Source organism: Streptomyces sp. NPDC005435 (assembly GCF_040703155.1).
Lineage (GTDB): Bacteria > Actinomycetota > Actinomycetes > Streptomycetales > Streptomycetaceae > Streptomyces.
In genome coordinates this window covers 74,857-99,114 of the sequence record NZ_JBEXEQ010000021.1, presented here as the reverse complement: position 1 = coordinate 99,114, position 24,258 = coordinate 74,857, and the positions used below count along the sequence as shown (strand labels likewise).

General features: G+C 72.3%; 21 protein-coding genes. 17 read left to right on the top strand and 4 right to left on the bottom strand.

The features are described from left to right. Positions 1–36: 36 nt before the first annotated feature. From AB0898_RS25250 to AB0898_RS25235, 4 genes are all read left to right on the top strand, one after another. Positions 37–918 (top strand): YceI family protein, encoded by an 882-nt coding sequence (locus AB0898_RS25250; RefSeq protein ID WP_366805253.1) that lies wholly within the window; start codon positions 37–39, stop codon positions 916–918. Between the two features lie 72 nt (positions 919–990). Continuing rightward, the gene (locus tag AB0898_RS25245) at positions 991–1,236 is read left to right on the top strand and encodes a hypothetical protein (protein WP_161178987.1); all 246 of its coding nucleotides are present in this window, start codon (positions 991–993) and stop codon (positions 1,234–1,236) included. Positions 1,237–1,379: 143 nt separating this feature from the next. Next, on the top strand, positions 1,380–2,369 hold the full coding sequence (gene holA / locus AB0898_RS25240; protein ID WP_366805250.1) for a DNA polymerase III subunit delta: 990 nt from the start codon (positions 1,380–1,382) through the stop codon (positions 2,367–2,369). Positions 2,370–2,923: 554 nt separating this feature from the next. Continuing rightward, on the top strand, positions 2,924–3,898 hold the full coding sequence (locus AB0898_RS25235; RefSeq protein WP_366805249.1) for a CorA family divalent cation transporter: 975 nt from the start codon (positions 2,924–2,926) through the stop codon (positions 3,896–3,898). Between the two features lie 227 nt (positions 3,899–4,125). Here AB0898_RS25235 and rpsT read toward each other — a convergent pair whose 3' ends face one another. Then, positions 4,126–4,392 (bottom strand): 30S ribosomal protein S20, encoded by a 267-nt coding sequence (gene rpsT, locus AB0898_RS25230; protein ID WP_161178162.1) that lies wholly within the window; start codon positions 4,390–4,392, stop codon positions 4,126–4,128. A 226-nt stretch (positions 4,393–4,618) separates the two neighbouring features. Between rpsT and lepA the strand changes: the two genes are divergently transcribed. From lepA to AB0898_RS25205, 5 genes are all read left to right on the top strand, one after another. After that, entirely contained in the window at positions 4,619–6,493 is a 1,875-nt protein-coding gene (gene lepA / locus AB0898_RS25225; RefSeq protein WP_366805248.1) for a translation elongation factor 4, read from the top strand. Between the two features lie 291 nt (positions 6,494–6,784). Beyond that, positions 6,785–8,659: a long-chain fatty acid--CoA ligase gene (locus AB0898_RS25220; protein WP_366805247.1), complete on the top strand. Its 1,875-nt coding sequence runs from the start codon at positions 6,785–6,787 to the stop codon at positions 8,657–8,659. 190 nt (positions 8,660–8,849) lie between these two features. After that, positions 8,850–10,721 carry a SpoIIE family protein phosphatase gene (locus AB0898_RS25215; protein ID WP_366805286.1) on the top strand — a complete coding sequence of 624 codons (1,872 nt, stop codon included), beginning with the start codon at positions 8,850–8,852 and terminating at the stop codon, positions 10,719–10,721. Positions 10,722–10,808: 87 nt separating this feature from the next. After that, on the top strand, positions 10,809–12,041 hold the full coding sequence (gene hemW / locus AB0898_RS25210; protein ID WP_366805246.1) for a radical SAM family heme chaperone HemW: 1,233 nt from the start codon (positions 10,809–10,811) through the stop codon (positions 12,039–12,041). A 100-nt stretch (positions 12,042–12,141) separates the two neighbouring features. After that, positions 12,142–12,720: a Uma2 family endonuclease gene (locus AB0898_RS25205; RefSeq protein WP_366805245.1), complete on the top strand. Its 579-nt coding sequence runs from the start codon at positions 12,142–12,144 to the stop codon at positions 12,718–12,720. On the opposite strand, the gene AB0898_RS25200 is transcribed toward AB0898_RS25205, so the two are convergent. Beyond that, entirely contained in the window at positions 12,698–13,510 is an 813-nt protein-coding gene (locus AB0898_RS25200) for a DUF3097 domain-containing protein (RefSeq protein WP_366805244.1), read from the bottom strand. The two genes, AB0898_RS25205 and AB0898_RS25200, sit on opposite strands and share 23 nt — an antisense overlap. A gap of 34 nt (positions 13,511–13,544) precedes the next feature. Then, positions 13,545–14,267 carry an MBL fold metallo-hydrolase gene (locus AB0898_RS25195; protein WP_366805243.1) on the bottom strand — a complete coding sequence of 241 codons (723 nt, stop codon included), beginning with the start codon at positions 14,265–14,267 and terminating at the stop codon, positions 13,545–13,547. A 160-nt stretch (positions 14,268–14,427) separates the two neighbouring features. Here AB0898_RS25195 and hrcA point away from each other — a divergent pair, with 160 nt between their 5' ends. The 4 genes from hrcA to AB0898_RS25175 all read left to right on the top strand — a co-directional run bounded on the left by hrcA (position 14,428) and on the right by AB0898_RS25175 (position 18,514). Further along, a complete protein-coding gene (gene hrcA / locus AB0898_RS25190; RefSeq protein ID WP_366805242.1) occupies positions 14,428–15,444 on the top strand; it encodes a heat-inducible transcriptional repressor HrcA in 1,017 nt (338 codons plus the stop codon). After that, positions 15,445–16,590, top strand: coding sequence for a molecular chaperone DnaJ (dnaJ, locus tag AB0898_RS25185; RefSeq protein WP_366805241.1), 1,146 nt, complete (start codon positions 15,445–15,447; stop codon positions 16,588–16,590). A gap of 110 nt (positions 16,591–16,700) precedes the next feature. Then, positions 16,701–17,771 (top strand): nitronate monooxygenase, encoded by a 1,071-nt coding sequence (locus AB0898_RS25180; RefSeq protein WP_366805240.1) that lies wholly within the window; start codon positions 16,701–16,703, stop codon positions 17,769–17,771. Then, positions 17,768–18,514, top strand: coding sequence for a 16S rRNA (uracil(1498)-N(3))-methyltransferase (locus AB0898_RS25175; RefSeq protein WP_366805239.1), 747 nt, complete (start codon positions 17,768–17,770; stop codon positions 18,512–18,514). Before AB0898_RS25180 ends, AB0898_RS25175 begins: the two co-directional genes overlap by 4 nt. 13 nt (positions 18,515–18,527) lie before the next feature. On the opposite strand, the gene AB0898_RS25170 is transcribed toward AB0898_RS25175, so the two are convergent. Next, positions 18,528–18,923, bottom strand: a complete 396-nt coding sequence (locus AB0898_RS25170; protein WP_366805238.1) for a hypothetical protein — start codon at positions 18,921–18,923, stop codon at positions 18,528–18,530. A 112-nt stretch (positions 18,924–19,035) separates the two neighbouring features. On the opposite strand from AB0898_RS25170, the gene AB0898_RS25165 reads away from it, so the two are divergent. The 4 genes from AB0898_RS25165 to AB0898_RS25150 all read left to right on the top strand — a co-directional run bounded on the left by AB0898_RS25165 (position 19,036) and on the right by AB0898_RS25150 (position 24,252). Next, on the top strand, positions 19,036–19,590 hold the full coding sequence (locus AB0898_RS25165; protein ID WP_366805237.1) for a hypothetical protein: 555 nt from the start codon (positions 19,036–19,038) through the stop codon (positions 19,588–19,590). A gap of 135 nt (positions 19,591–19,725) precedes the next feature. Then, positions 19,726–22,872: a S41 family peptidase gene (locus AB0898_RS25160; RefSeq protein WP_366805285.1), complete on the top strand. Its 3,147-nt coding sequence runs from the start codon at positions 19,726–19,728 to the stop codon at positions 22,870–22,872. Positions 22,873–22,970: 98 nt separating this feature from the next. Next, positions 22,971–23,324: a histidine triad nucleotide-binding protein gene (locus tag AB0898_RS25155; RefSeq protein ID WP_366805236.1), complete on the top strand. Its 354-nt coding sequence runs from the start codon at positions 22,971–22,973 to the stop codon at positions 23,322–23,324. Positions 23,325–23,346: 22 nt separating this feature from the next. Continuing rightward, on the top strand, positions 23,347–24,252 hold the full coding sequence (locus tag AB0898_RS25150) for a ribonuclease Z (RefSeq protein WP_366805235.1): 906 nt from the start codon (positions 23,347–23,349) through the stop codon (positions 24,250–24,252). Positions 24,253–24,258 lie beyond the last annotated feature (6 nt).

Sequence of the window (24,258 nt, the reverse complement as noted above, 5' to 3'; positions counted from 1 at the left end):
AACATATGATGTCGAGGCGCACAAGAGGTGTCGTACATGTTCGGCCGGTGGCTGGAAAAACGAACGAACCGGTTCCACCGGACGAGTCCCCTGGCGGGAGTCCGCACGCCCCCGGACGCCGGTGTGCTGAGCTGCCGGGTGCTCGATCCGGTCTACGAGCCTGTGGGCAACGCGGACTTGACGGTCATCGACAGCGTGGGCCGCAAGGTGGTCAGCGGCGGCACCGATCCCTACGGCCTGTTCATGGCCACGGTCCCGGCGGGGGAGTACCGGCTCGCGGTCGCGGCCGAGGGGTACGCGCCCTATCGCGCGACAGCGATGGTCGGCCAGAACTCCCTCGCCTCCCTGGGCGATGTGACTCTCCAGGTCGCGCAGCCCCCGGAGCCCCCGGCCCGCGGCGACTGGGAGATCGACCCCGCGCACTCCTCCATCGCCTTCACCGCGCGGCACATCGGACTGGCCCGGGTCCACGGGCGGTTCAACTCCTTCGCGGGCGCCGTACGCATCGCCGACCGCATGGAGAACTCCGCGATGCACGTGGTGATCGACGCCGCGGCCATCGACACCGGCGTCCGCATGCGTGACGACCATCTGCGCTCCCCGGACTTCCTGGATGTGCAGCGGTACCCGACGCTGGAGTTCTACAGCGAGCGCTTCACCCACCGCGGCGGCAACCGCTGGGCCGTCACCGGCGCGCTCTCCCTGCACGGTGTGACACGGACGGTCACCCTCGACGCCGAATACCTCGGCCTCGGCAACGGCATGGAAGGCGAACCCCGCGCCGCCTGCCGTGCCACCACCGAACTCCACCGCGACGACTACACCATCAGCTGGCAGACCATGCTGGCCCGCGGCATCGCGGTGGTCGGCCGGAGCATCCGCGTGGACCTGGACATACAGATCGTCCCGAAGGTCTGAGGTGCTGCGGAGGGTCGTGAGGAGCCGGGGGTGCCGCCTCCGGCCTCCCGGGGCGTGCCGGAGAATGTCCCGGTGAGCGATGTGAGACACGTGCTGGTGCTGCCCGACCGGGATGCCGCCGAGGAGGCGGCCGAGGCGCTGGGGGAGCGGTTCGGGATCGACGAGGAGCCCCGGCTCGTACGGGACGCCCTGGCGGGCGAGGACGACGCCGAGGACGCCCAGTGGCTGGTGGTCCTGCGGGACGAGGCAGGCCGCCTGGACCCCGCCGAGCTGGACGCCTTCGCGGGCGAGTGGGACGGCTGGCGCGAGGAGCCGTGATGCCGGCCCGCCCCGGCCGTACCCGCGCGGGAACCCCGAGCACGCCCCGGGCGTGACCCCGAGACCGTCTCGGGGTCGGTTCGGGGGCCGGTCAGGGTGTGCGGGCCGGTTCGTTGTCGGTGGCGCGTGGGATGCTTTGAGCGATGGCAAGAAAGACTGCGAATGACGACCCTCTCGCCCCGGTGACTCTCGCCGTGGGCCAGGAGGACCTCCTGCTCGACCGTGCCGTGCGGGAGGTGGTGGCCGCCGCCAGGGCCTCCGACGCCGACACGGACGTACGCGACCTCACCCCGGACCAGCTGCAGCCCGGCACCCTCGCCGAGCTGACCAGCCCCTCGCTCTTCTCCGAGCGCAAAGTCGTGGTCGTACGCAACGCGCAGGACTTGTCCGCCGACACGGTCAAGGACGTGAAGGCATACCTCGGCTCGCCCGCGGAGGAGATCACCCTCGTACTCCTGCACGCGGGCGGAGCCAAGGGCAAGGGGCTGCTCGACGCCGCGCGCAAGGCGGGCGCGCGGGAGGTGGCCTGTCCGAAGATGACCAAGCCGGCCGACCGGCTGGCGTTCGTGAGAGGGGAGTTCAGGGGGCTCGGGCGGTCGGCCACGCCGGAGGCGTGTCAGGCGCTCGTGGACGCGATCGGCAGCGATCTGCGTGAGCTGGCCTCCGCGGTGACCCAGCTCGTGGCCGATGTCGAGGGCACGATCGACGAGGCGGTCGTCGGGCGGTACTACACCGGCCGCGCGGAGGCGTCGAGCTTCACCGTCGCCGACAAGGCGGTCGAGGGCCGGACCGCCGAGGCGCTGGAGGCGCTGCGGTGGTCGCTGTCCACCGGAGTGGCCCCGGTGATGATCACCAGCGCGCTCGCCCAGGGCGTGCGGGCGATCGGCAAGCTGTCCTCGGCACGCGGCGGCCGTCCCGCCGACCTCGCCCGCGAACTGGGGATGCCCCCCTGGAAGATCGACCGCGTCCGGCAGCAGATGCGCGGCTGGACCCCGGACGGCGTCGCCGAGGCCCTGCGCGCGGTGGCCGAGGCCGACGCGGGAGTAAAGGGCGGCGGCGACGACCCGGAGTACGCCCTGGAAAAGGCGGTCGTCATCATCGCCCGAGCGGCCCGCTCCAGGGGCCGGTCCTAACGGTCGCCCCTGGCCGGGGGGTGCACGCGTCGAGCCTCGACCGCCCGGTCCGAGCCGCGCCCCTCGGCTCGACTCGCGTCCCTCGGGCCCGAGCCGCGTCCGCATCGCTGGGCACGGAAGCCTGCCTCGTGCGGGCCCGCGCCCCGCACACCCGGCGCCCGGGCCTCACCGCCCGGCACCGGCCCCCGTCCAAGTCCACGCCCGCACCGTCCATGTCGCACGCACCACCGGCCACCGGCCACCAGCACACGCACCACCGGCCATCAGCACACGCACCGCCGGCCACCAGCACCAGCACACGCACCACCCCCCGGCACCAGCGCCCGCCCCGCCCGGCACCCCAACCCCCCGCCACTAGACACCGCCCCCGGGCCGCCTGGACACCGCCCCCGGCCCCCCTCCCCAGCCGTACGCCTAACCGCCGCCCCCGGCCGTCCCGGGCCCCTCGCCCGTTCGCCCCGACCCGCAACCCGCACGAGTGTCCCCACGTGCGGAAGCACCGGCCCGGGCGCCAGGCTGGAACTCGCAGCATCCGGTGCGGACGGCGAGGGGCGATGATCGTAACGGTGGTGTCGATGCCGGAGGCGGCGGTCACGCGTGCGGATGTCGCGGAGGCGCGGGAGAGGCTGGCGAGGGACCGGTTCGTGCTTGTCGACATCGAGCTGCCGGCGGAGGAGGGGCCGGAGGAGTGGTCGGTGGCCGAGCAGCTGGGCCTGGACGCCGAGGGGCTGGACTGGTTCGGGAGGGCGGACGAGCCGCCGCGGGCCGAGTATCTGGGGGACAGGGCCGGGCTCGTCGTCCCCGTGGTGCACGGTGAGCGGATCGCCCTGCTCCATGTGCTGGTGACCGAACGCTTCCTGGCCACCGTGCACCGGGGGCAGGCCGGTCTGGCGGTGCCCATGGGCAGGGCGTTGACGCACGAGCGGCCCACCGACGCCGTGGCGGTGCTCTTCCTCCTGCTCGGGGAGGCCCTGGGCACCTTCCGCCGGGCGGCGGTGGAGGCGCTGCTGGAGACCGAGGAGCTGGAGGACGACATGTTCGAGGAGCGGCTTCCGGAGCAGGTGCGGCGGCTGGCGCAGCTGCGGCGCCGTTCGGCCCTCCTGCACCACTACCTGCGGCCGTTCCTGGAGCTGACCGACGAGATACTCACCCGGCGGATGATGAGCCCGAGCTTCCCCGAGCAGCGGCAGCGGCTCGCCCGGGAGTTCCAGACCAGCGGGAGGCTGGTGCTCGCGGACATGGAGTCGTTGCAGGAGGCCACGCGCAGGGCGTTCGCCAGTTATTCGTCGCTGGTGGCGGGTGAGCAGAACGGCGTGATCAACCGGCTGGCCATCGTGTCGGTGGTGTTCCTGCCGCTGTCGTTCCTGACGGGGTTCTTCGGCATGAACTTCACGTTTCTGACGGACAAGCTGGAGAGCAGGGACGAGTTCTGGCTGTTCGCCATCGGGCTGCAGGTGCTGGTCCTGCTGCTCTCCTTCTACGTGCTGCACCGCACCAGGATCTGGCGCAGGCTGCGCGAGGGCGACTGAGCGGCCGCCGGCCGGCAGGGCCGGTGCCCCCGTATGCCGAAGGCCCGGGTACGCCGAAGACCCCGCCCGGCGCCCTTGGGGAAGGGGTCGGACGGGGTCTGCGGTTGAAGAATCTGAACTCGCACCCGCGTGGCGAACGCAGGCCGCGTGCGAGTTCGGGAGCCGGCCGGGGGCGGATGAGAGAGGGCCCGCCCTGGGTCCCGCCGGCGTTCAGATCAGGTGAGAACTCAGCCCTTGAGGTCGGTGACCTTGGCGGCCAGCGCCGACTTCTTGTTGGCGGCCTGGTTCTTGTGGATGACGCCCTTCGAGACGGCCTTGTCGAGCTGACGCGCGGCAGCGCGCTGGTACTCGGTGGCCTTCTCGACGTCACCCGCGGCAGCGGCCTCACGGGCCTTGCGGATCGCGGTCTTCAGGGAGGACTTGACGGCCTTGTTGCGCAGGCGCGCCTTCTCGTTGGTCTTGATCCGCTTGATCTGGGACTTGATGTTCGCCACGAAGGAGCCTTTTCAGGTTCAGGTACGGGACCGCTCGGGCCCCGGACCGGTGATCCAAGGATTTCAGTACGTGCCTCGCGCTGAGAGGGCATGAGGCACAGCCATCAACAGTACCAGTGGCCGTCTCGTCGGCCCAAAACGGCCCCCGGTCGCTCCCCGTGGGACCATGGAGACTACGTATCGATCCGACCCGAGGCATAAGGCGCCTCAAGAGACAGGACCCTGCGTGCCCGCGACCCCTAAGCATGTGCCCGAGCCGAGCCGTACCGACCCGGCTCTGATCCGCAACTTCTGCATCATCGCGCACATCGACCACGGCAAGTCCACGCTCGCCGACCGGATGCTCCAGCTCACTGGTGTGGTCGAGCAGCGGCAGATGCGTGCTCAGTACCTCGACCGGATGGACATCGAGCGCGAGCGCGGCATCACGATCAAGTCCCAGGCGGTGCGTCTGCCCTGGGCCCCGACCCAGGGCCCCGACCAGGGCACGACGCACATCCTCAACATGATCGACACCCCGGGGCACGTCGACTTCACCTATGAGGTCTCGCGGTCGCTGGCCGCCTGCGAGGGGACCGTCCTCCTCGTCGACGCCGCCCAGGGCATCGAGGCGCAGACCCTCGCCAACCTCTACCTGGCGATGGAGAACGACCTCACGATCATCCCCGTGCTGAACAAGATCGACCTGCCGGCCGCGCAGCCGGAGAAGTTCGCCGAGGAGCTGGCGAACCTGATCGGCTGCGACCCGGCGGACGTGCTCAAGGTCTCCGCGAAGACCGGCCTCGGCGTCGACGCGCTGCTGGACAAGGTCGTCAAGGAGATCCCGGCCCCGGTCGGCGTCAAGGACGCCCCGGCCCGCGCGATGATCTTCGACTCGGTCTACGACTCCTACCGCGGTGTCGTGACGTACGTCCGTGTCATCGACGGCCAGCTCAACAAGCGCGAGCGCATCAAGATGATGTCGACCGGCGCGACCCACGAGCTGCTGGAGATCGGCACCAACTCGCCCGAGATGCTCCCGGCCGACGGCCTGGGCGTCGGCGAGGTGGGCTATCTGATCACCGGTGTGAAGGACGTCCGCCAGTCCAAGGTCGGTGACACCGTCACCAGCCAGGCCAAGGGCGCGACCGAGGCCCTCGGCGGCTACAAGGACCCGAAGCCGATGGTGTTCTCGGGCCTGTACCCGCTGGACGGCTCGGACTACCCGGAGCTGCGCGAGGCCCTGGACAAGCTCCAGCTCAACGACGCCGCTCTGGTGTACGAGCCGGAGACCTCCGCCGCCCTCGGCTTCGGTTTCCGCGTCGGCTTCCTCGGCCTGCTGCACCTGGACGTGATCCGGGAGCGCCTGGAGCGCGAGTTCGGTCTCGACCTGATCGCCACCGCCCCCAACGTGGTCTACCGCGTGGTCATGGAGGACGGCAGCGAGCACACGGTCACCAACCCGAGCGAGTTCCCCGAGGGGAAGATCAACGAGGTGTACGAGCCGGTCGTGCGCGCCACGATCCTCGCGCCCACCGAGTTCATCGGCTCGATCATGGAGCTGTGCCAGACCCGGCGCGGCACCCTCCTCGGCATGGACTACCTCTCCGAGGACCGCGTCGAGATCCGGTACACGCTGCCGCTCGCGGAGATCGTCTTCGACTTCTTCGACCAGCTGAAGTCCAAGACCCGCGGCTACGCCTCGCTGGACTACGAGCCCACGGGCGAGCAGACCTCCAGCCTGGTCAAGGTCGACATCCTCCTGCACGGCGACAAGGTCGACGCCTTCTCGGCGATCACCCACAAGGACGCCGCGTACGCGTACGGCGTGCGGCTCGTCGCCAAGCTGCGCGAGCTGATCCCCCGGCAGGCCTTCGAGGTGCCGATCCAGGCCGCCATCGGCTCGCGGGTCATCGCCCGCGAGACCATCCGCGCCATCCGCAAGGACGTCCTCGCCAAGTGCTACGGCGGTGACATCTCCCGTAAGCGGAAGCTGCTGGAGAAGCAGAAGGAAGGCAAGAAGCGGATGAAGATGGTGGGTTCCGTGGAGGTTCCGCAGGAGGCCTTCATCGCGGTGCTCTCCAGCGACGACAACGCGGCGTCGGGCAAGGCCAAGAAGTAACCGCGCGCGGCGCCGGGCCGTACACGCAATTCCGGGCACAAGGGGCTCGTCGCACACAAGTGCGGCGGGCCCTCGCGTGTGCGGGGGGTCGCTCTGTGTGGACGTTCCGTGGGGGCCTGTGGGGAAGTCGCAGGCCGCGTCCCCTTACGCGACGGGCGGCAGCGCCTTACCCTGATCCCTGCCCCATAGTTACTCGCGAGTTAAACAACAGGCCGTACCCGTTCGAATCCCCACGTGAGTCAACCCAGCCGCACCGAGTCAGCCGCACTGTCGCGGGCCCCGGAGGATGTCGTGAGCGACACACAGACCCTGATCGAGAACCGACCGCCCTCCGTGGCGGCCCTCTTCCTGGAGCGCGTGGCGGCGACACCGGACGCCGAGGCATACCGCTACCCCGTCCCGTCCGCGACGGGCACCGGTCCGGACGAGTGGAAGTCGCTGAGCTGGAGCCAGGCCGCCGGCCGTGTGTACGCCATCGCGGCCGGCCTCATCGAGCTGGGCATCGAGCCCGAGCAGCGCGTGGCGCTCGCCTCCTCCACCCGGGTCGAGTGGATCCTCGCCGACCTCGGCATCCTCTGCGCGGGCGGCGCCACCACCACGGTCTATCCGCAGACCAACTCCGACGAGTCGGCGTTCATCCTCTCCGACTCAGAGAGCCGGGTGCTGATCGCGGAGGACGCCGCCCAGGTCGCCAAGGCGGTCGAGCGCCGTGCCGAGCTGCCCGCGCTCACCAAGGTGGTCGTCATCGACCCCGAGGGCGTGGAGACCGACGACTGGGTCGTCACCCTCGCCGAGCTGGAGAAGCGCGGCGCGGCCTATCTGGAGACCCACCCCGAGCTGATCAAGGAGCGCGTCGGCGCGATCACCGCCGACCAGCTCGCCACCCTGATCTACACCTCCGGCACCACCGGCCGCCCCAAGGGCGTGCGCCTGCCGCACGACAACTGGTCGTACATGGCGAAGGCCATCTCGGCGACCGGGCTGCTCGGTCCGGACGACACGCAGTACCTGTGGCTGCCGCTCGCCCACGTCTTCGGCAAGGTGCTCACCTCCGGGCAGATCGAGATCGGCCACGTCACCGCCGTGGACGGCCGCGTGGACAAGATCATCGAGAATCTGCCGGTCGTACGGCCGACGTACATGGCCTCCGTACCGCGCATCTTCGAGAAGGTCTACAACGGCGTGGCGGCCAAGGCCCGCGAGGGCGGCGCCGCCAAGTACAAGATCTTCCAGTGGGCCGCCGAGGTCGCCCGCGAGTACGCCAAGGCGTCCCAGGACAGCTTCCGGCGCACCGGTACCGCCTCCGTGCCGTTCGCGCTCGCCGCCAAGCACAAGGTGGCCGACGCCCTCGTCTACGCCAAGATCCGCGAGGCGTTCGGCGGGCAGCTGCGCGCCTGCGTCTCCGGTGCCTCCGCCCTCGCCCCCGAGATCGGCTACTTCTTCTCCGGCGCCGGCATCCACATCCTGGAGGGCTACGGCCTCACCGAGACCTCCGCCGCCTCCTTCGTGAACCCGGGCGAGGCGTACCGCACCGGCACGGTCGGCAAGCCGGTGCCCGGCACCGAGGTGCGCATCGCGGACGACGGCGAGATCCTGCTGCGCGGCCCCGGCGTCATGCAGGGCTACCACCAGCAGCCCGAGAAGACCGCCGAAGTCCTGGAGCCCGACGGCTGGTTCCACACCGGCGACATCGGCGAGCTGTCGGCCGACGGCTATCTGCGCATCACCGACCGCAAGAAGGACCTCATCAAGACCTCCGGCGGCAAGTACGTGGCGCCGGCCGAGGTCGAGGGACAGTTCAAGGCGGTGTGCCCGTACGTCTCCAACATCCTGGTGCACGGCGCCGACCGGAACTACTGCACCGCCCTCATCGCCCTGGACGAGCCCACCATCCTCCAGTGGGCCGCCGACAACGGCCTGGAGGGCAAGTCGTACGCCGAGGTCGTCGCCGCGCCGCAGACCGTCGAACTGGTCGACGGCTATGTGAAGCAGCTCAACGAGGGTCTCCAGCGCTGGCAGACGATCAAGAAGTTCCGGCTGCTGCCCCGCGACCTCGACGTGGAGCACGGCGAGATCACCCCGAGCCTGAAGCTGAAGCGGCCGGTGGTCGAGCGGGAGTACCGCGGGCTGATCGACGAGATGTACTCCGGGGCGCGCGAGGCCTGAGGGGCGCGGACCGGGCCGCGGATCCCGGCGGGGCGGACGGGAAACCCCCGGAAAGGGGAGTTCGCGTCCGCCTTCGCTCGAAAGTGTTCGTCTGTCGGCACACCAGTAGCACAGTTCCCCGTCACGACCGCTCATTTCGGTGACACAGTGCTTATGCGCGCCCCCTGTCTGTCACCCTGGCCGCATGGACATGGCGGCCATACCGACCCAGCGGGCGACCGACGCCCCCGTCGGTGACACGCCCGCGCACCCCGGCGCGGCCCCGCTCGGCGCGGGGCGGGCCACCCTCGCCGGGAGCCTCGCCGCGCCCGGCACTGCCCGCGCTCTCGTGCGCGACGCCTTCGCCGAGTGGGCCGGTCTCGGACTGACCGGGCCGGACGGCGACGCGCGCCTCGTGGACGACGCGATGGCCGTCGTCAGCGAACTCGTCACCAACGCGGTCGTGCACGCGGGGACCGAGGTCGAGATCGACTGGCGCCTCGAGGCGACCGGCGCGTTCACCGTGGAGGTCCACGACCGGCACCCCGCGCGCGCCCCGCGCGACCCCTCCGGCGCCGACGAGCCCCCCGGGACGCCCGAGCACGGGCGTGGCCTGCGCCTGGTCGCCACCCTCGCGGAGACCTGGGGCGTCACCTACCGCGCCGGCGGCAAGACCCTGTGGGCCCGGCTGCCGCCCGGCGGCAAGGAGGAACCCGAGGGCCCCGCGCCGCTGCCGGTCCTGCGCTCCGCCGAGGCCCTGGCACCGCAGCCGCAGCGCCCCGGCGGCGACCGGGACTGGCTCGGCCGGGGCGCGCTGTCCTTCCTCGCCGAGGCGTCCGACCTGCTCGCCGGCCAGCTCGACGAGAACCTCGTCGCCGCCCTCACCGGCCAGCTCCTGGTGCCCCGGCTCGCGGACTGGTGCGCGGTCTGGCTGGAGGACGAGGCGACCGCGCGCACCGGCTGCGGCACCGGGCCCGTCCGGGTCTGGCACGCCCACGAGAGCCGCATCGAGGAGCTGCACCGCGCGCTGGAGAAGGAGCCGCCGCGCCCCGACGGCGTGCGCTCGGGTCCCGAGCCGTACCCCTGGCCCGGCGGCGCGCTCGGGCCCGAGGGCACCCATGGCACCGCGCTCGCCTACCGGCTCATCGCGGGCGGCCGCCCGCTGGGCACCCTGGTGATCGGCCGCTGCGGGCTGCTCCGCTTCCCCGACGAGGTCACCGGGCTGGTCGAGGACCTCGGCCGGCGGGTGGCGCTGGCCATCGGCGCCGCCCGGCAGTACGCCCGCCAGGCCACCATCAGCGCCGTCCTCCAGCGTGGTCTGCTGCCCGGCGCGGTCGCGGAGATCCCGGGCGTGCGCAGCGCGCTGGTCTACGAGCCCCGCGATAAGGGCGGCCCCAGCGGCGACTTCTACGACCTGTTCCCGGCGGGCGACGGCCGCTGGTGTTTCGCCGTGGGCGACGTCCAGGGCAAGGGCCCCGAGGCGGCGGTGGTGATCGGTCTGGCCCGGCCCTGGATCAGGCTGCTGGCCCGCGAGGGCTACCCGGTCGCGGGCGTCCTCGACCGCCTCAACCAGCTCCTCCTGGACGACGCCACCGAGGCCGCCGACGCGGCCGCCCGCGCCCTGGTCGCGGCGGGCGGCGTCCCCGTCGCGCCGGGTGAGGGCCCGCAGAGCCGTTTCCTCTCCCTGCTTTACGGCGAGCTGACCCCGCACGCCGACGGCGGCTTCCGCTGCGTCCTCGCCTCCGCCGGACACCCGCTGCCGCTGGTGCTGAGCCCCGACGGCGCGGTGCGCGGCGCCGCCCGGCCGCAGACCCTGCTCGGCGTGGTCGAGGACGAGACGTACTCCAGCGAGAGCGTCGAGCTGCGGCCCGGCGACAGCCTGCTGTGCGTCACGGACGGGGTGACCGAGCGCCGCTCCGGCTCCCGCCAGTTCGACGACGAGGACGGCCTCGCGTACGCCCTGGCCGGCTGCGCGGGCCTGGACGCCGAGCACATCGCGGAGCGCATCCACGGCCTGGTGCTCGGCTTCTCCGCCGACCTGCCGGACGACGACCTGGCGCTGCTGGTGCTCCAGGCGGAGTGAGGCGGCCATGTCCTGTACAGGACACGCCTCCGGGACAGGACACCGGTACGGGACAGGACAGGACACCGGTACGGGACAATGGAGTACATGCCTTCCGCACTCCCCGACGGCGAGCCCGTCCCCGACGACGGCGCGCTGCCCCCCGCCGCGCTCGCCGGCGCCGCCGAGCGGCCCCTCGGGTTCTATCTGCACGTCCCCTACTGCGCGACCCGCTGCGGCTACTGCGACTTCAACACCTACACCGCCACCGAGCTGCGCGGCACCGGCGGCGTCCTCGCCTCCCGGGACAACTACGCGGACACCCTCACCGACGAGATCCGCCTGGCCCGCAAGGTGCTCGGCGACGACCCGCGCCAGGTCCGCACGGTCTTCGTCGGCGGCGGCACGCCGACCCTGCTGGCCGCCGGGGACCTGGTACGGATGCTGGGCGCGATCCGCGACGAGTTCGGACTCGCGCCGGACGCCGAGATCACCACCGAGGCCAACCCGGAGACGATCACCCCCGCCTACCTCGCCGAACTGCGCGCGGGCGGCTTCAACCGGATCTCCTTCGGCATGCAGAGCGCGAAGCCGCACGTCCTGAAGATCCTCGACCGCACGCACACCCCGGGCCGCCCCGAGGCCTGTGTCGCGGAGGCCCGCGCGGCCGGGTTCGAGCACGTCAACCTCGACCTGATCTACGGCACGCCCGGCGAGTCCGACGACGACTGGCGCGCCTCCCTGGAAGCGGCGCTCGGCGCGGGCCCCGACCACGTCAGCGCGTACGCCCTGATCGTCGAGGAGGGCACCCAGCTGGCCCGCCGTATCCGCCGGGGCGAGGTCCCCATGACGGACGACGACGTCCACGCCGACCGCTATCTCATCGCCGAGGAGCTGCTCACGGCGGCGGGCTTCGACTGGTACGAGGTCTCCAACTGGGCCACCTCCGAGGCGGGCCGCTGCCTCCACAACGAGCTGTACTGGCGCGGCGCCGACTGGTGGGGCGCCGGCCCCGGCGCCCACAGCCACGTGGGCGGCGTCCGCTGGTGGAACGTCAAGCACCCGGGCGCGTACGCCGCCGCGCTGGCTTCGGGCCGCTCTCCGGGGGCGGGCCGTGAGCTGTTGTCCGAGGAGGACCGCCGGGTGGAGCGCATCCTGCTGGAGCTGCGGCTGCGGGAGGGGGTTCCGCTGTCCTTGCTGAAGGCGGACGGGCTCGCGGCTTCCCGGCGGGCGCTGGCGGACGGCCTGCTCGACTCCGGTCCGTACGACGAGGGGCACGCGGTGCTGACGCTGCGGGGGCGGCTCCTTGCGGACGCGGTGGTGCGGGACCTGGTGGACTGATCACTCGCCGGGGTGAATCGGTGCGGGACGCCGGTTCACTCCCTAATCTGGTCCGTAGGCTGCCGTCAAAAGCTCGCGGCGGATGTGGAGGGCCACGGAGATGACCGCTGTGGACGAACGCGGGATGACAAAGTACTTCGAGGAGCTCGAGCCCCCCGAGGGGGTCAAGGTTGAGCTTCTCCGGGGGGTAATCGTGATGATGGCCAGCCCTGACATCGTGCACAACATGATCGTGACCGATGTGCAGGACCAGATCCCACGGCAGCGCTGGTCGCGTCTTCAGACGCAGGACATCGACATCTCCGGCGAGGCCAGTGAGCCCGTTCCTGACCTGGTGGTCCTTGCGCGAGACCTGCTGCCGGACAGTGGACGCCTGGTGCCGTGTCGGGTGATCAGCCTGGTGATAGAAGTCGTTTCCAAGTCCAGCGTGCACCACGATTACGTGATCAAGCGTTCGATCTACGCTGCGGGAGAGATTCCCGCGTACCTCATCATCGACCCGATCATGGGGCACTCCGTATTGCTCACCAAGCCCTCAGGCCAGGGCGAGGACGCGGACTACCGCAGCCAAGAGATCATCAAATTCGGTGACCGACTGCCGCTAGATGTACTTGGCGCCGAACTGGATACGAGCGAATTCGGGACGCTGCCGGGGGTCAGGCCCCACCGCTACCCGTAACGAAATCGATCAGCTCCTCCACCCGCCCCAGCAACGCCGGCTCCAGCTCCCGATACGACGTCACCTTCGCCAGGATCGCCTGCCACACCGCCCCCGTGTTGTCCGACGGCCACCCCAGCGCCCGGCACACCCCCGTCTTCCAGTCCTGACCGTGGGGGACCCGGGGCCAGGCGGGGATGCCGAGGGCGGAGGGCTTCACGGCTTCCCAGATGTCGATGTACGGGTGGCCGACGACCAGGGCGTGGTCGCTCGTGACCGACTGGGAGATGCGCCACTCCTTCGTGCCGGGGAGCAGATGGTCCACCAGGACGCCGAGGCGGGCGTCGGGACCGGGGGAGAAGTCGGCCACGATCGAGGGCAGGTCGTCCACGCCCTCCAGGTACTCCACGACCACGCCCTCGATGCGCAGGTCGTCGCCCCAGACCTTCTCGACCAGTTCGGCGTCGTGGCGGCCCTCGACGTAGATGCGGCCTGCGCGGGCCACGCGGGCGCGGGCGCCCGGGACGGCCACGGAGCCGGAGGCGGTGCGGACGGGGCGTGCCGGGGCGGCGGAGGGGCGTACGAGGGTCACCACGCGCCCCTCAAGCAGGAAGCCGCGCGGCTCCAGCGGGAACACCCGGTGCTTGCCGAAGCGGTCCTCCAGCGTCACCGTGCCCGCCTCGCAGCGGATCACCGCCCCGCAGAACCCGGTGCCGGGCTCCTCCACCACCAGTCCCGGTTCTGCCGCGACCTCCGGCACCGGCTGCGGCTTCTTCCAGGGGGCGGTCAGATCGGGGGAGTACTCGCGCATTCTGATGACGATAGGAGAACCCGTACCGCCCCCGTCACGACACGCCGAAACGGGCCGCCAGGGCGTCGCGTTGGCGCCGTACGAAGTCCGCGTCGACCACCGCTCCGTGACCGGGCACGTACAGTGCGTCCGCGCCGCCGAGGGCGAGCAGCCGGTCCAGGGCGGCGGGCCAGCGGGCGGGGACGGCGTCCGGGCCCGCCTGGGGTTCGCCGGACTCCTCGACCAGGTCGCCGCAGAAGACCACCTCGGGCGAACCGGGGACCAGGACCGCGAGATCGTGGGCGGTGTGGGCCGGCCCGACGTTGGCGAGGAGCACCTGGCGGCCGCCGCCGAGGTCGAGCGTCCACTCGCCGGAGACCGGGTGTCCGGGCGGGGTCAGGGCGGCCGTCGCGGCGTCGGCCTCGCCGGCGGGCAGACCGTTCCCGATCGCGTCCCGGCGCAGCTCCTCGCGGGCGTGCGCGGAGGTCATGTCCACGCCGACGGCGGCGTACGTCTTCGCTCCGGTGAAGGCGGGAGTGCCCAGGACGTGATCGAAATGCGGGTGGGTCAGCGCGAGATGGGTCACATCCCGCCCCGCCAGCCGCCGGGCCGCCGCCGCGATCCGGGCCCCCTCCGCGAGGCTCGACCCCGCGTCCACGAGCAGCGCCGTGTCCGCCCCGACGACCAGCCCCGCCGTACAGTCCCAGCCGGGCAGCCGGCACCGCCCGACCCCCTCGGCCAACCTCTCCCACCCCAGGTCTTCCCAAGTCACGCTCATACCGGGACGCTAGCCGCAACAAGCCGGGCAGTACCGCTGACCTTGCCCGGGCGGTACCCCACGGCCGTACACTGGGCCGGGGAAGTCTGGCACTCGCACGAGCCGAGTGCCAGGGGAGAGAGCCGAGTGCCGTGGGGCGACAAGATGGAGGTGCGCGCCGATGCTGAGTGAACGCAGGCTTCAGGTGCTGCGCGCCATCGTCCAGGACTACGTGGGCACCGAGGAGCCGGTCGGGTCGAAGGCGCTCACCGAGCGGCACAACCTCGGCGTCTCCCCGGCCACCGTGCGCAACGACATGGCCGCCCTGGAGGACGAGGGCTTCATCGCCCAGCCGCACACCAGCGCCGGCCGCATCCCCACCGACAAGGGGTACCGCCTCTTCGTCGACAAGCTCGCGGGCGTCAAGCCGATGTCGGCGCCCGAGCGGCGCGCGATCCAGAACTTCCTGGACGGCGCCGTCGACCTGGACGACGTGGTGGCCCGTACGGTCCGGCTGCTCGCGCAGCTCACCCGGCAGGTCGCCGTCGTGCAGTACCCCTCGCTGACCCGCTCGACCGTGCGGCACGTGGAGCTGCTCTCGCTCGCCCCGGCGCGCCTGATGCTCGTGCTGATCACGGACACCGGCCGGGTCGAGCAGCGCATGGTCGACTGCCCGGTGCCGTTCGGCGAATCCTCGCTCGCCGATCTGCGCGCCCGGCTCAACAGCCGGGTCGCCGGACGCCGGTTCAGCGATGTGCCGCGACTGGTCGAAGACCTCCCCGATGCGTTCGAGGCCGACGATCGCGGTACCGTCTCCACAGTGCTCTCCACACTGCTGGAGACACTGGTCGAGGAGAACGAGGAACGGCTGATGATCGGCGGCACCGCCAATCTCACCCGTTTCGGACACGACTTCCCCCTGGTGATCAGGCCCGTCCTGGAGGCACTTGAGGAGCAGGTCGTGCTGCTCAAGCTCCTCGGCGAGGCCAAAGATCCGGGCGTCACCGTGCGTATCGGGCACGAGAACGCCCACGAAGGACTCAACTCCACGTCCGTCGTGTCGGTCGGCTACGGTTCGGGCGGCGAGGCGGTTGCCAAGCTCGGCGTGGTCGGACCGACCCGCATGGACTACCCGGGAACGATGGGAGCGGTACGCGCAGTGGCACGGTACGTCGGACAGATCCTGGCGGAGTCGTAAGTGGCCACGGATTACTACGCCGTTCTCGGCGTGCGCCGCGACGCGTCGCAGGATGAGATCAAGAAGGCGTTCCGCAGGCTCGCACGCGAGCTGCACCCGGACGTCAATCCCGATCCGAAGACGCAGGAGCGGTTCAAGGAGATCAACGCCGCTTACGAGGTGTTGTCGGACCCGCAGAAGAAGCAGGTCTACGACCTCGGCGGCGACCCGCTCTCCCAGTCGGGCGGCGCGGGCGCCGGTGCGGCCGGCGGCTTCGGCGCCGGTGGCTTCGGCAACTTCTCCGACATCATGGACGCGTTCTTCGGCACGGCGTCGCAGCGCGGCCCGCGCTCGCGTACGCGGCGCGGCCAGGACGCCATGATCCGGATCGAGGTCGAGCTGGACGAGGCGGCCTTCGGTACGACCAAGGACATCCAGGTCGACACCGCGGTCGTCTGCAACACCTGCAGCGGCGAGGGCGCCGCCCCCGGCACCACCGCGCAGACCTGTGACATGTGCCGCGGCCGGGGTGAGGTCTCCCAGGTCACCCGGTCCTTCCTGGGCCAGGTCATGACCTCGCGGCCCTGCCCCCAGTGCCAGGGCTTCGGCACCGTGGTCCCGACCCCGTGCCCCGAGTGCGCGGGCGACGGCCGGGTCCGCTCCCGGCGCACCCTGACGGTGAAGATCCCGGCCGGTGTCGACAACGGCACCCGCATCCAGCTCGCGGGCGAGGGTGAGGTCGGCCCCGGCGGCGGCCCCGCCGGTGACCTGTACGTCGAGATCCACGAGCTGCCGCACTCCACCTTCCAGCGGCGCGGCGACGACCTGCACTGCACGGTCACCATCCCGATGACGGCCGCGGCCCTCGGCACCAAGGTGCCGCTGGAGACGCTGGACGGCATGGAGGAGGTCGACATACGGCCCGGCACCCAGTCCGGCCAGTCGATCCCGCTGCACAACCGGGGCGTCACGCATCTGCGCGGCGGCGGCCGGGGCGACCTGATCGTGCACGTCGAGGTGACCACCCCGACCAAGCTCGACCCGGAGCAGGAGCGGCTGCTGCGCGAACTGGCCAAGCTGCGTGGCGAGGAGCGGCCCACGGGTCAGTTCCAGCCCGGTCAGCAGGGGCTGTTCTCGCGGCTGAAGGACGCGTTCAACGGCCGCTGACCGCGAGCGTTGATGTGGGGAGGGGGCGCCCGGCGCCCCCTCCCCTCGTTTCGGGGCACGGTCACCGGGTTCGATTCGGACTCGCGCGGCGGACGTGACACGATGCGGACATGCCCCTCGCCGATCTCCTCACGCTTCCGATCGTGCAGGCACCCATGGCGGGCGGCGTCTCCACCCCGGAACTGGCCGCCGCCGTCTGCGAGGCGGGCGGCCTCGGCTTCCTCGCCGGGGGTTATCGGGCCCCGGACGCGCTGCGCGCGGACATCGAGCGGCTGCGCGGCCTGACCGGCCGCCCCTTCGGCGTCAACCTCTTCCTGCCCCAGCCGCACCCGGCCGACCCCGCCGCCGTCGAGCCGTACGCCCGGAGCCTCGCCGGGGAGAGCGAGCGCTACGGCACCGCGACCGGCGACCCGTACGGCCCGGCCGACGACGGCTACGACGCCAAGCTGGCCCTGCTCCTCGCCGACCCGGTCCCCGTCGTCTCCTTCCACTTCGGCGTGCCCGAGCCCGGGGTGCTGGACGCGCTGCGCCGCGCCGGGACGCTCACCCTGGTCACCGCCACCACCGCCGAGGAGGCCCGCGCGGTCGAGCGCGCCGGGGCCGCCGCCGTCATCGCGCAGGGCGTGGAGGCGGGCGGCCACCAGGGCACCCACACCGACGACCCCGGGCGCGACGGAACGGGCCTCGGCCTCCTCGCGCTGCTCGCGCAGGTCACCGAGGCCGTGGACCTCCCGGTCGTCGCGGCCGGCGGCCTCATGCGCGGCGCGCAGATCGCCGCCGTGCTCGCCGCCGGGGCCAGTGCCGCCCAGCTTGGTACGGCCTTCCTCGCGACCCCCGAGTCCGGCGCGCCCGAACTCCACAAGCGGGCGCTGACCGACCCCGGCTTCCCGTACACCGCGCCGACCCGCGCCTTCACCGGACGCCCCGCCCGCGCCCTGGTCAACCGCTTCCTGCGCGAGCACGGCCCCGAGGCCCCCGCCGCCTACCCGGCCGTCCACCACCTGACCGCCCCGCTGCGCCGGGCCGCCGCCGGGGCCGGGGACGCGCAGGGCATGGCGCTGTGGGCGGGACAAGGACACCGGCTGGCCCGCGCGCTGCCGGCCGGGCGGCTTGTGGAGACACTGGCCGCCGAACTGCGCGCTGCGACAACAGAGTTGGCTGACGGAGGTGGCGCGGGATGACCGCTCCCGTGTTCGTGGTGGAGGACTTCGGCCCGGAGGGCGGACCGTTCGTCCTGGACGGCCCCGAGGGACGGCACGCCGTCTCCGTGAAGCGGCTCCAGGCGGGCGAGGAGGTCGTCCTCACCGACGGCGCCGGACGCCACGCCGTGGCCGAGGTGACCGGCACCGAGGGCAAGGACCGGCTGCTCGTCCGGCTCGGCGCGGTCGTGGAGGAGCCCGAGCCCGCCCCGCGTATCACCGTCGTCCAGGCGCTGCCCAAGGGCGACCGGGGCGAACTCGCCGTCGAGACCATGACCGAGGTCGGCGTCGACCGCGTCGTGCCCTGGCAGGCGGCCCGCTGCATCACCCAGTGGAAGGGCGACCGGGGCCTGAAGGCGCTCGGCAAGTGGCGCTCCACCGCGCGCGAGGCGGGCAAGCAGTCCCGCCGGGTCCGCTTCCCCGAGGTCGCGGAGGCGGCCACCACCAAGCAGGTCGCCGCGCTGCTCGCGGAGGCCGACTTCGCCGCCGTGCTGCACTCGGACTTCGAGCACGAGAGCGTGCCGCTGGCCACCGTGGACCTCCCCGCGACGGGCGACATCGTGCTCGTCGTCGGACCCGAAGGGGGCGTCTCCCGCGACGAGTTGGCGCTCTTCGAGGAGGCCGGCGCCCGCGCCTGCGTCCTCGGTCCGTCCGTCCTGCGCACCTCCACCGCCGGAACGGCGGCCGCCGCCCTCCTCCTGGGCCGCACCGGCCGCTGGTCCTGACCGGGGGCCCGCCTCAAGGACCCGGAGGGCCGTGCGGTGGAGCTTCAGGAGTGGCCGCGCTCGCGAGGGTGACCGTGACGGCGGGCAGGAGTTCCCAGCCGTCCAACTCCCCGGATGTGTACCCGCTTTGGCGTGCCGCGTCCACGAACGCCCGTACGACGGCGGGCCGGTGCAGATTCACCGAACGGCCGTGCCCGTCGCCCACCAGCCCGGAGTGGGCGTAGGCCGCGCCGGTGCCCAGGACGCGCCCCGGGCCGTCCCGGAAGACGATCCGCAGCACGGTCCCCTCCCGGCTCAGGGTCAGCACCTCCTGGCACCCGGTGTCCGGGGTGTGCCGGTGCCGGACGGTCCACCGGTGGACGGTGCCGTCCGGAAGGGCCAGCCGCCTCACCCTGCGTACGCTGCGCATCCCGGGAAGGTAGCGCACGCCGCGCACGGGCCGCCCGGCGTGCGCCGCACGTTCGGGTGACTGGCCGGAGGCGGCCTTCCGCGGGGTGGGAGTCGGTGGCACGCTGGACGGCATGGGGGCTTCGAGGTGGGATCGACGCCGTTCCGCGCGGCTGCTTGCCGTGACCGGGCTCGCGGCGCTGGGAGTCGGCACGGTGACGGCCTGTCAGCCGACCGACCTGGGGTCCGCGACCGTCGCCTACACCACCGACTCCACCGCGACCGCCGAGCTGAACCGGCGCCATGTGGACGTGAGTTGGCTGACCTGCACCGGGCAGCAGGGCGACAGCGCCACTCCGAGCCGGAAGAGTTCGCCCTCCACGGCCACCGTCGTCAGCGTGGACTGCCAGGGCCGCACCAAGGACGGCAAGAAGATAGCCGTCACCGGTGAGGTGACGCGTGCGGTCAACGGCGCCTGTGTGCGCGGGCACTTGACCGCCACCGTGGACGGGCGCCGGGTCTTCCGGGTCGGCGGACTCGGCGACTGCGACGCCGAACCCAGCTCCGCCTACACCCCGCCCGCCACCTACCGCCCGCCGGGACAGCCCCGGCCCACCGTGACGGTCACCGTCACCCGGACCCTGTGGTGCAAGGGCGACCCCACCTGCTGGCCCGTCGAAGGCAAGTGATCCAAACCCGGCGCCACGACGCCGGACCGCGCGTAAGGTGACCGCGTGACTCAGGGTGCTGGCAAGGACATCACGGCAGACACGACGACCACGACGACCTCCGGTTATCTCCGATTCCCGCACATCCACGGCGACTTGGTGACCTTCACCGCCGAGGACGACGTCTGGGTGGCCCCGCTCGACGGCGGCCGCGCCTGGCGGGTGAGCGCGGACAACGTGCCCGTGAACCACCCCCGCATATCCCCCGACGGCGCCACCCTCGCCTGGACCTCGACCCGCGACGGCGCCCCCGAGGTGCACCTCGCCCCCGTCGACGGCGGCCCCGCCAAACGGCTGACGTACTGGGGCAGTTGGAAGACCCAGGTGCTCGGCTGGACCCCCGGCGGCGAGGTCCTCGCCCTCAGCACCCAGGGCCAGGCCAGCCTGCGCCGCACCTGGGCCCGCGCGGTCCCGCTCGACGGCGGCCCCGCCACCACCCTGCCCTACGGCCCGGTCGGCGACGTCGCCTACGGCCCGCACACCGTCCTGCTCTCCGCCCCGATGGGCCGCGAGGCCGCCTGGTGGAAGCGCTACCGGGGCGGCACGGCGGGCAAGTTGTGGATCGACCGGGACGGCGACGGCGAGTTCGTCCGGCTCCACGAGGACCTCGACGGCAACATCGAGGACCCCTTCTGGGTCGGCGACCGCATCGCCTTCCTCTCCGACCACGAAGGCACCGGCGCCCTCTACTCTTCCCTCGCCGACGGCACCGACCTGCGCCGCCACACCCCGCTCGGAGGCTTCTACGCCCGCCACGCCGCCACCGACGGCACCCGCGTGATCTGGTCCAGCGCCGGTGAACTCTGGCTCCTGGACGACCTCGACGGCGCCGAACCCCGCCGCCCGGACATCCGCCTCGGCGGCGCCCGCGTCGACCTCCAGCCCCACCAGGTCGGTACCGCCCGCTGGTTCGGCTCCGCCTCCCCGGACCACACCGGACGCGGCAGCGCGGTCGCCGTGCGCGGCACCGTCCACTGGGTCACCCACCGCGGCGGCCCCGCCCGCGCGCTGGCCGCCCAGCCCGGCGTCCGCGCCCGGCTGCCGCGCACCTTCCGCGCCGACGGCGAGGAGTGGGTGGTCTGGGTGACCGACGCCGAGGGCGACGACGCCCTGGAGTTCGCCCCCGCCACCGGCCTCGCCCCCGGCGCCGTACCCCGCCGGATCGCCGCCGGACAGCTCGGCCGCATCCTCGCCCTCGCCATGTCCCCCGACGGCACCCGCGCCGCCGTCGCCTCGCACGACGGCCGGCTGCTGCTCGTCGAGCGCGAGACGGGCGAGGTCCGCGAGGTGGACCGCAGCGAACACGGCGACGTGCACGGCCTCGCCTTCTCCCCCGACTCCGGCTGGCTCGCCTGGGCCCACCCCGGTCCCCGCCCGCTCTCCCAGATCCGCCTCGCGAGCACCACCGACCTCACGGTCACCGAGGCCACCCCGCTGCGCTTCCAGGACTACGCGCCCGCCTTCACCCTGGACGGCAAGCACCTCGCCTTCCTCTCCAGCCGCTCCTTCGACCCCGTCTACGACCGGCACGTCTTCGACCTCGCCTTCGTCGACAGCGTGCGCCCGCACCTGATCACGCTGGCCGCGACCACGCCGTCCCCCTTCGGACCGCAGCGGCACGGCCGCCCCTTCGGCACCCCGGACAAGGACGAGACCCCGGAGAGCGAGGGCGCCCCGGTCACCCGGATCGACCTCGAAGGGCTCGCCGACCGCATCGTGCCCTTCCCGGTCGAGGCCGCCAGCTACACCAACCTGCGTGCCGCCCGCGACGGCGTCCTCTGGCTGCGCCACCCCGTGCGCGGTGTCCTCGGCGCCGCCCGCGCCACGCCCGACGCCCCCGACCCCAAGACCGAGCTGGAGCGCTACGACCTCGCCCAGCAGCGCCTGGAGCACCTGGCCGCCGACGCCGACCACTTCCGGGTCAGCGGCGACGGCAAGCGGGTCCTGCTGTGGAGCGACGGCCGGCTGCGCGTCGTCCCCGCCGACCGGCGCGCCTCCGACGACGAGGAGAGCGACTCCAACATCGTCGTCGACCTCGGCCGCATCCGGCACACCGTCGACCCGGTCGCCGAGTGGCGCCAGATGTACGAAGAGACCGGCCGCGTCATGCGGGACAACTTCTGGCGGCCCGACATGGGCGGAGTCGACTGGGACGGCGTCCTCGACCGCTACCGCCCCCTCCTCGGCCGCCTCGCCACCCACGACGACCTGGTGGACCTCCTCTGGGAGGTGCACGGCGAACTCGGCACCTCGCACGCCTACGTCAACTCCGGCGGCGGCTACGGCCGCGGACCCCGGCAGGGCCTGCTCGGCGCCGACATCTCCCGTCACGAGGACGGCAGTTGGCGGGTGGACCGCATCCTGCCCTCCGAGACCTCCGACCCCGAGGCCCGCTCCCCGCTCGCCGCGCCCGGCGTCGCCGTACGCCCCGGCGACGCGATCGTGGCCGTCGGCGGCCGCCCCGTCGACCCGGTCACCGGGCCGGCCCCGCTGCTCACCGGCACCGCAGGAAAGCCCGTCGAGCTGACGATCTCCCCGGCGGGCGGCGGCGAGGCCCGGCACGCCGTGGTCGTCCCCCTCACCGACGAGGAGCCGCTGCGCTACCACGCCTGGGTCGCCGACCGCCGCGCCTACGTCCACGAGAAGTCCGGCGGCCGCCTCGGCTACCTCCACGTCCCCGACATGCAGGCCCCCGGCTGGGCCCAGATCCACCGCGACCTGCGCGTCGAGGTCGCCCGCGAGGGCCTGATCGTGGACGTCCGCGAGAACCGCGGCGGCCACACCTCCCAGCTGGTCGTGGAGAAACTGGCCCGCCGCGTCATCGGCTGGGACCTCCCGCGCGGCATGCGCCCCGAGAGCTACCCCCAGGACGCCCCGCGCGGCCCGGTCGTCGCCGTCGCCAACGAGTTCTCCGGCTCCGACGGCGACATCGTCAACGCCGCCATCCGCGCCCTGAACATCGGCCCCGTCGTCGGCACCCGCACCTGGGGCGGCGTCATCGGCATCGACAGCCGCTACCACCTGGTCGACGGCACGCTCATCACCCAGCCGAAATACGCCTTCTGGCTGGAGGGCCACGGCTGGGGCGTAGAGAACCACGGCGTGGACCCGGACGTAGAGGTCATCCAGAAACCCCAGGACTACGCAGCGGCCAGGGACACCCAGCTGGACGAGGCGATAAGGCTGGCATTGGAGGAGTTGGAAAGGGTGCCGCCGAAAACTCCCCCGGGCTTGCCAACCTAAAGGGGCGCGGGGAACTGCGCGACCAGCCCAAACGCACCCGCACCCAACCGACTACGATGCCCCAAGACCACCGACCCGGCGAAAGCGAGCGCAGCGAAATGGCGGGAGAGCCGCAGGAGGACTGCCTGTTCTGCAAGATCGTCGCAGGCCAGATCCCCGCAACCGTGGTCCGCGAGACGGACACCACCCTCGCGTTCCGGGACATCAACCCCCAGGCCCCGACCCACATCCTGGTGATTCCCAAGGCGCACTACAAGAACGCCGCCACCCTCGCGGCAGCGGCCCCGCAGCTCGCCGCAGACGTACTCGCCGAGACGCAGGTCATCGCCGACGAGGAAAAGCTGGAGAGCTACCGCACCGTGTTCAACACGGGCGCCGGCGCAGGCCAGACCGTCTGGCACGCCCACGCACACGTTCTCGGCGGCCGCGGCCTCGAATGGCCCCCCGGCTAAGCCGCGGAACCCGTAGAAGAACATGTCCGTACGCGAACTCGTCGTCCTCGGCACCGCCAGCCAGGTCCCGACCCGGCACCGCAACCACAACGGCTATCTGCTCCGCTGGGACGGCGAGGGCATCCTGTTCGACCCCGGCGAGGGCACCCAGCGGCAGATGCTGCGCGCCGGGGTCGCCGCGCACGACCTGAACCGGATCTGCGTCACCCACTTCCACGGCGACCACAGCCTCGGCCTCGCCGGGGTGATCCAGCGCATCAACCTCGACCGGGTGCCGCACGAGATCACCGCGCACTACCCGCGCTCCGGGCAGCGTTTCTTCGACCGGCTGCGGTACGCCACCGCCTACCGCGAGACCGTCGCCCTCACCGAGGCCCCGGCCGACTCCGACGGCGTGCTGGCGCGGACCCCCGCCTACACGCTGGAGGCCCGCCGCCTCTCCCACCCCGTCGAGTCCTACGGTTACCGGCTCACCGAGCCCGACGCCGTACGGATGCTGCCCGACCGGCTCGCCGCGCACGGCATCGCGGGCCCGGACGTGGGCCGTCTCCGCCGTGAGGGCGCGCTTCGCGGAGTCGCGCTGGAGGAGGTCAGCGAGATCCGGCGCGGGCAGCGGTTCGCGTTCGTCATGGACACCCGGCTGTGCGAGGGCGTCCATGCGCTGGCCGAGGGCTGCGACCTGCTCGTCATCGAGTCCACCTTCCTGGACGAGGACGTACAACTGGCCGAGGAACACGGGCACTTGACCGCAGGGCAGGCCGCGACCGTGGCCCGGGACGCGGGCGTGCGGCACCTGGTCCTCACCCACTTCAGCCAGCGTTACTCCGACCCCGAGGCCTTCGAGCACCAGGCCCGCGCGGCCGGCTTCACCGGGGAGCTGACCGTGGCCCGCGACCTCCAGCGTGTACCCGTCCCCAAACGCCGCTGAGCGCCA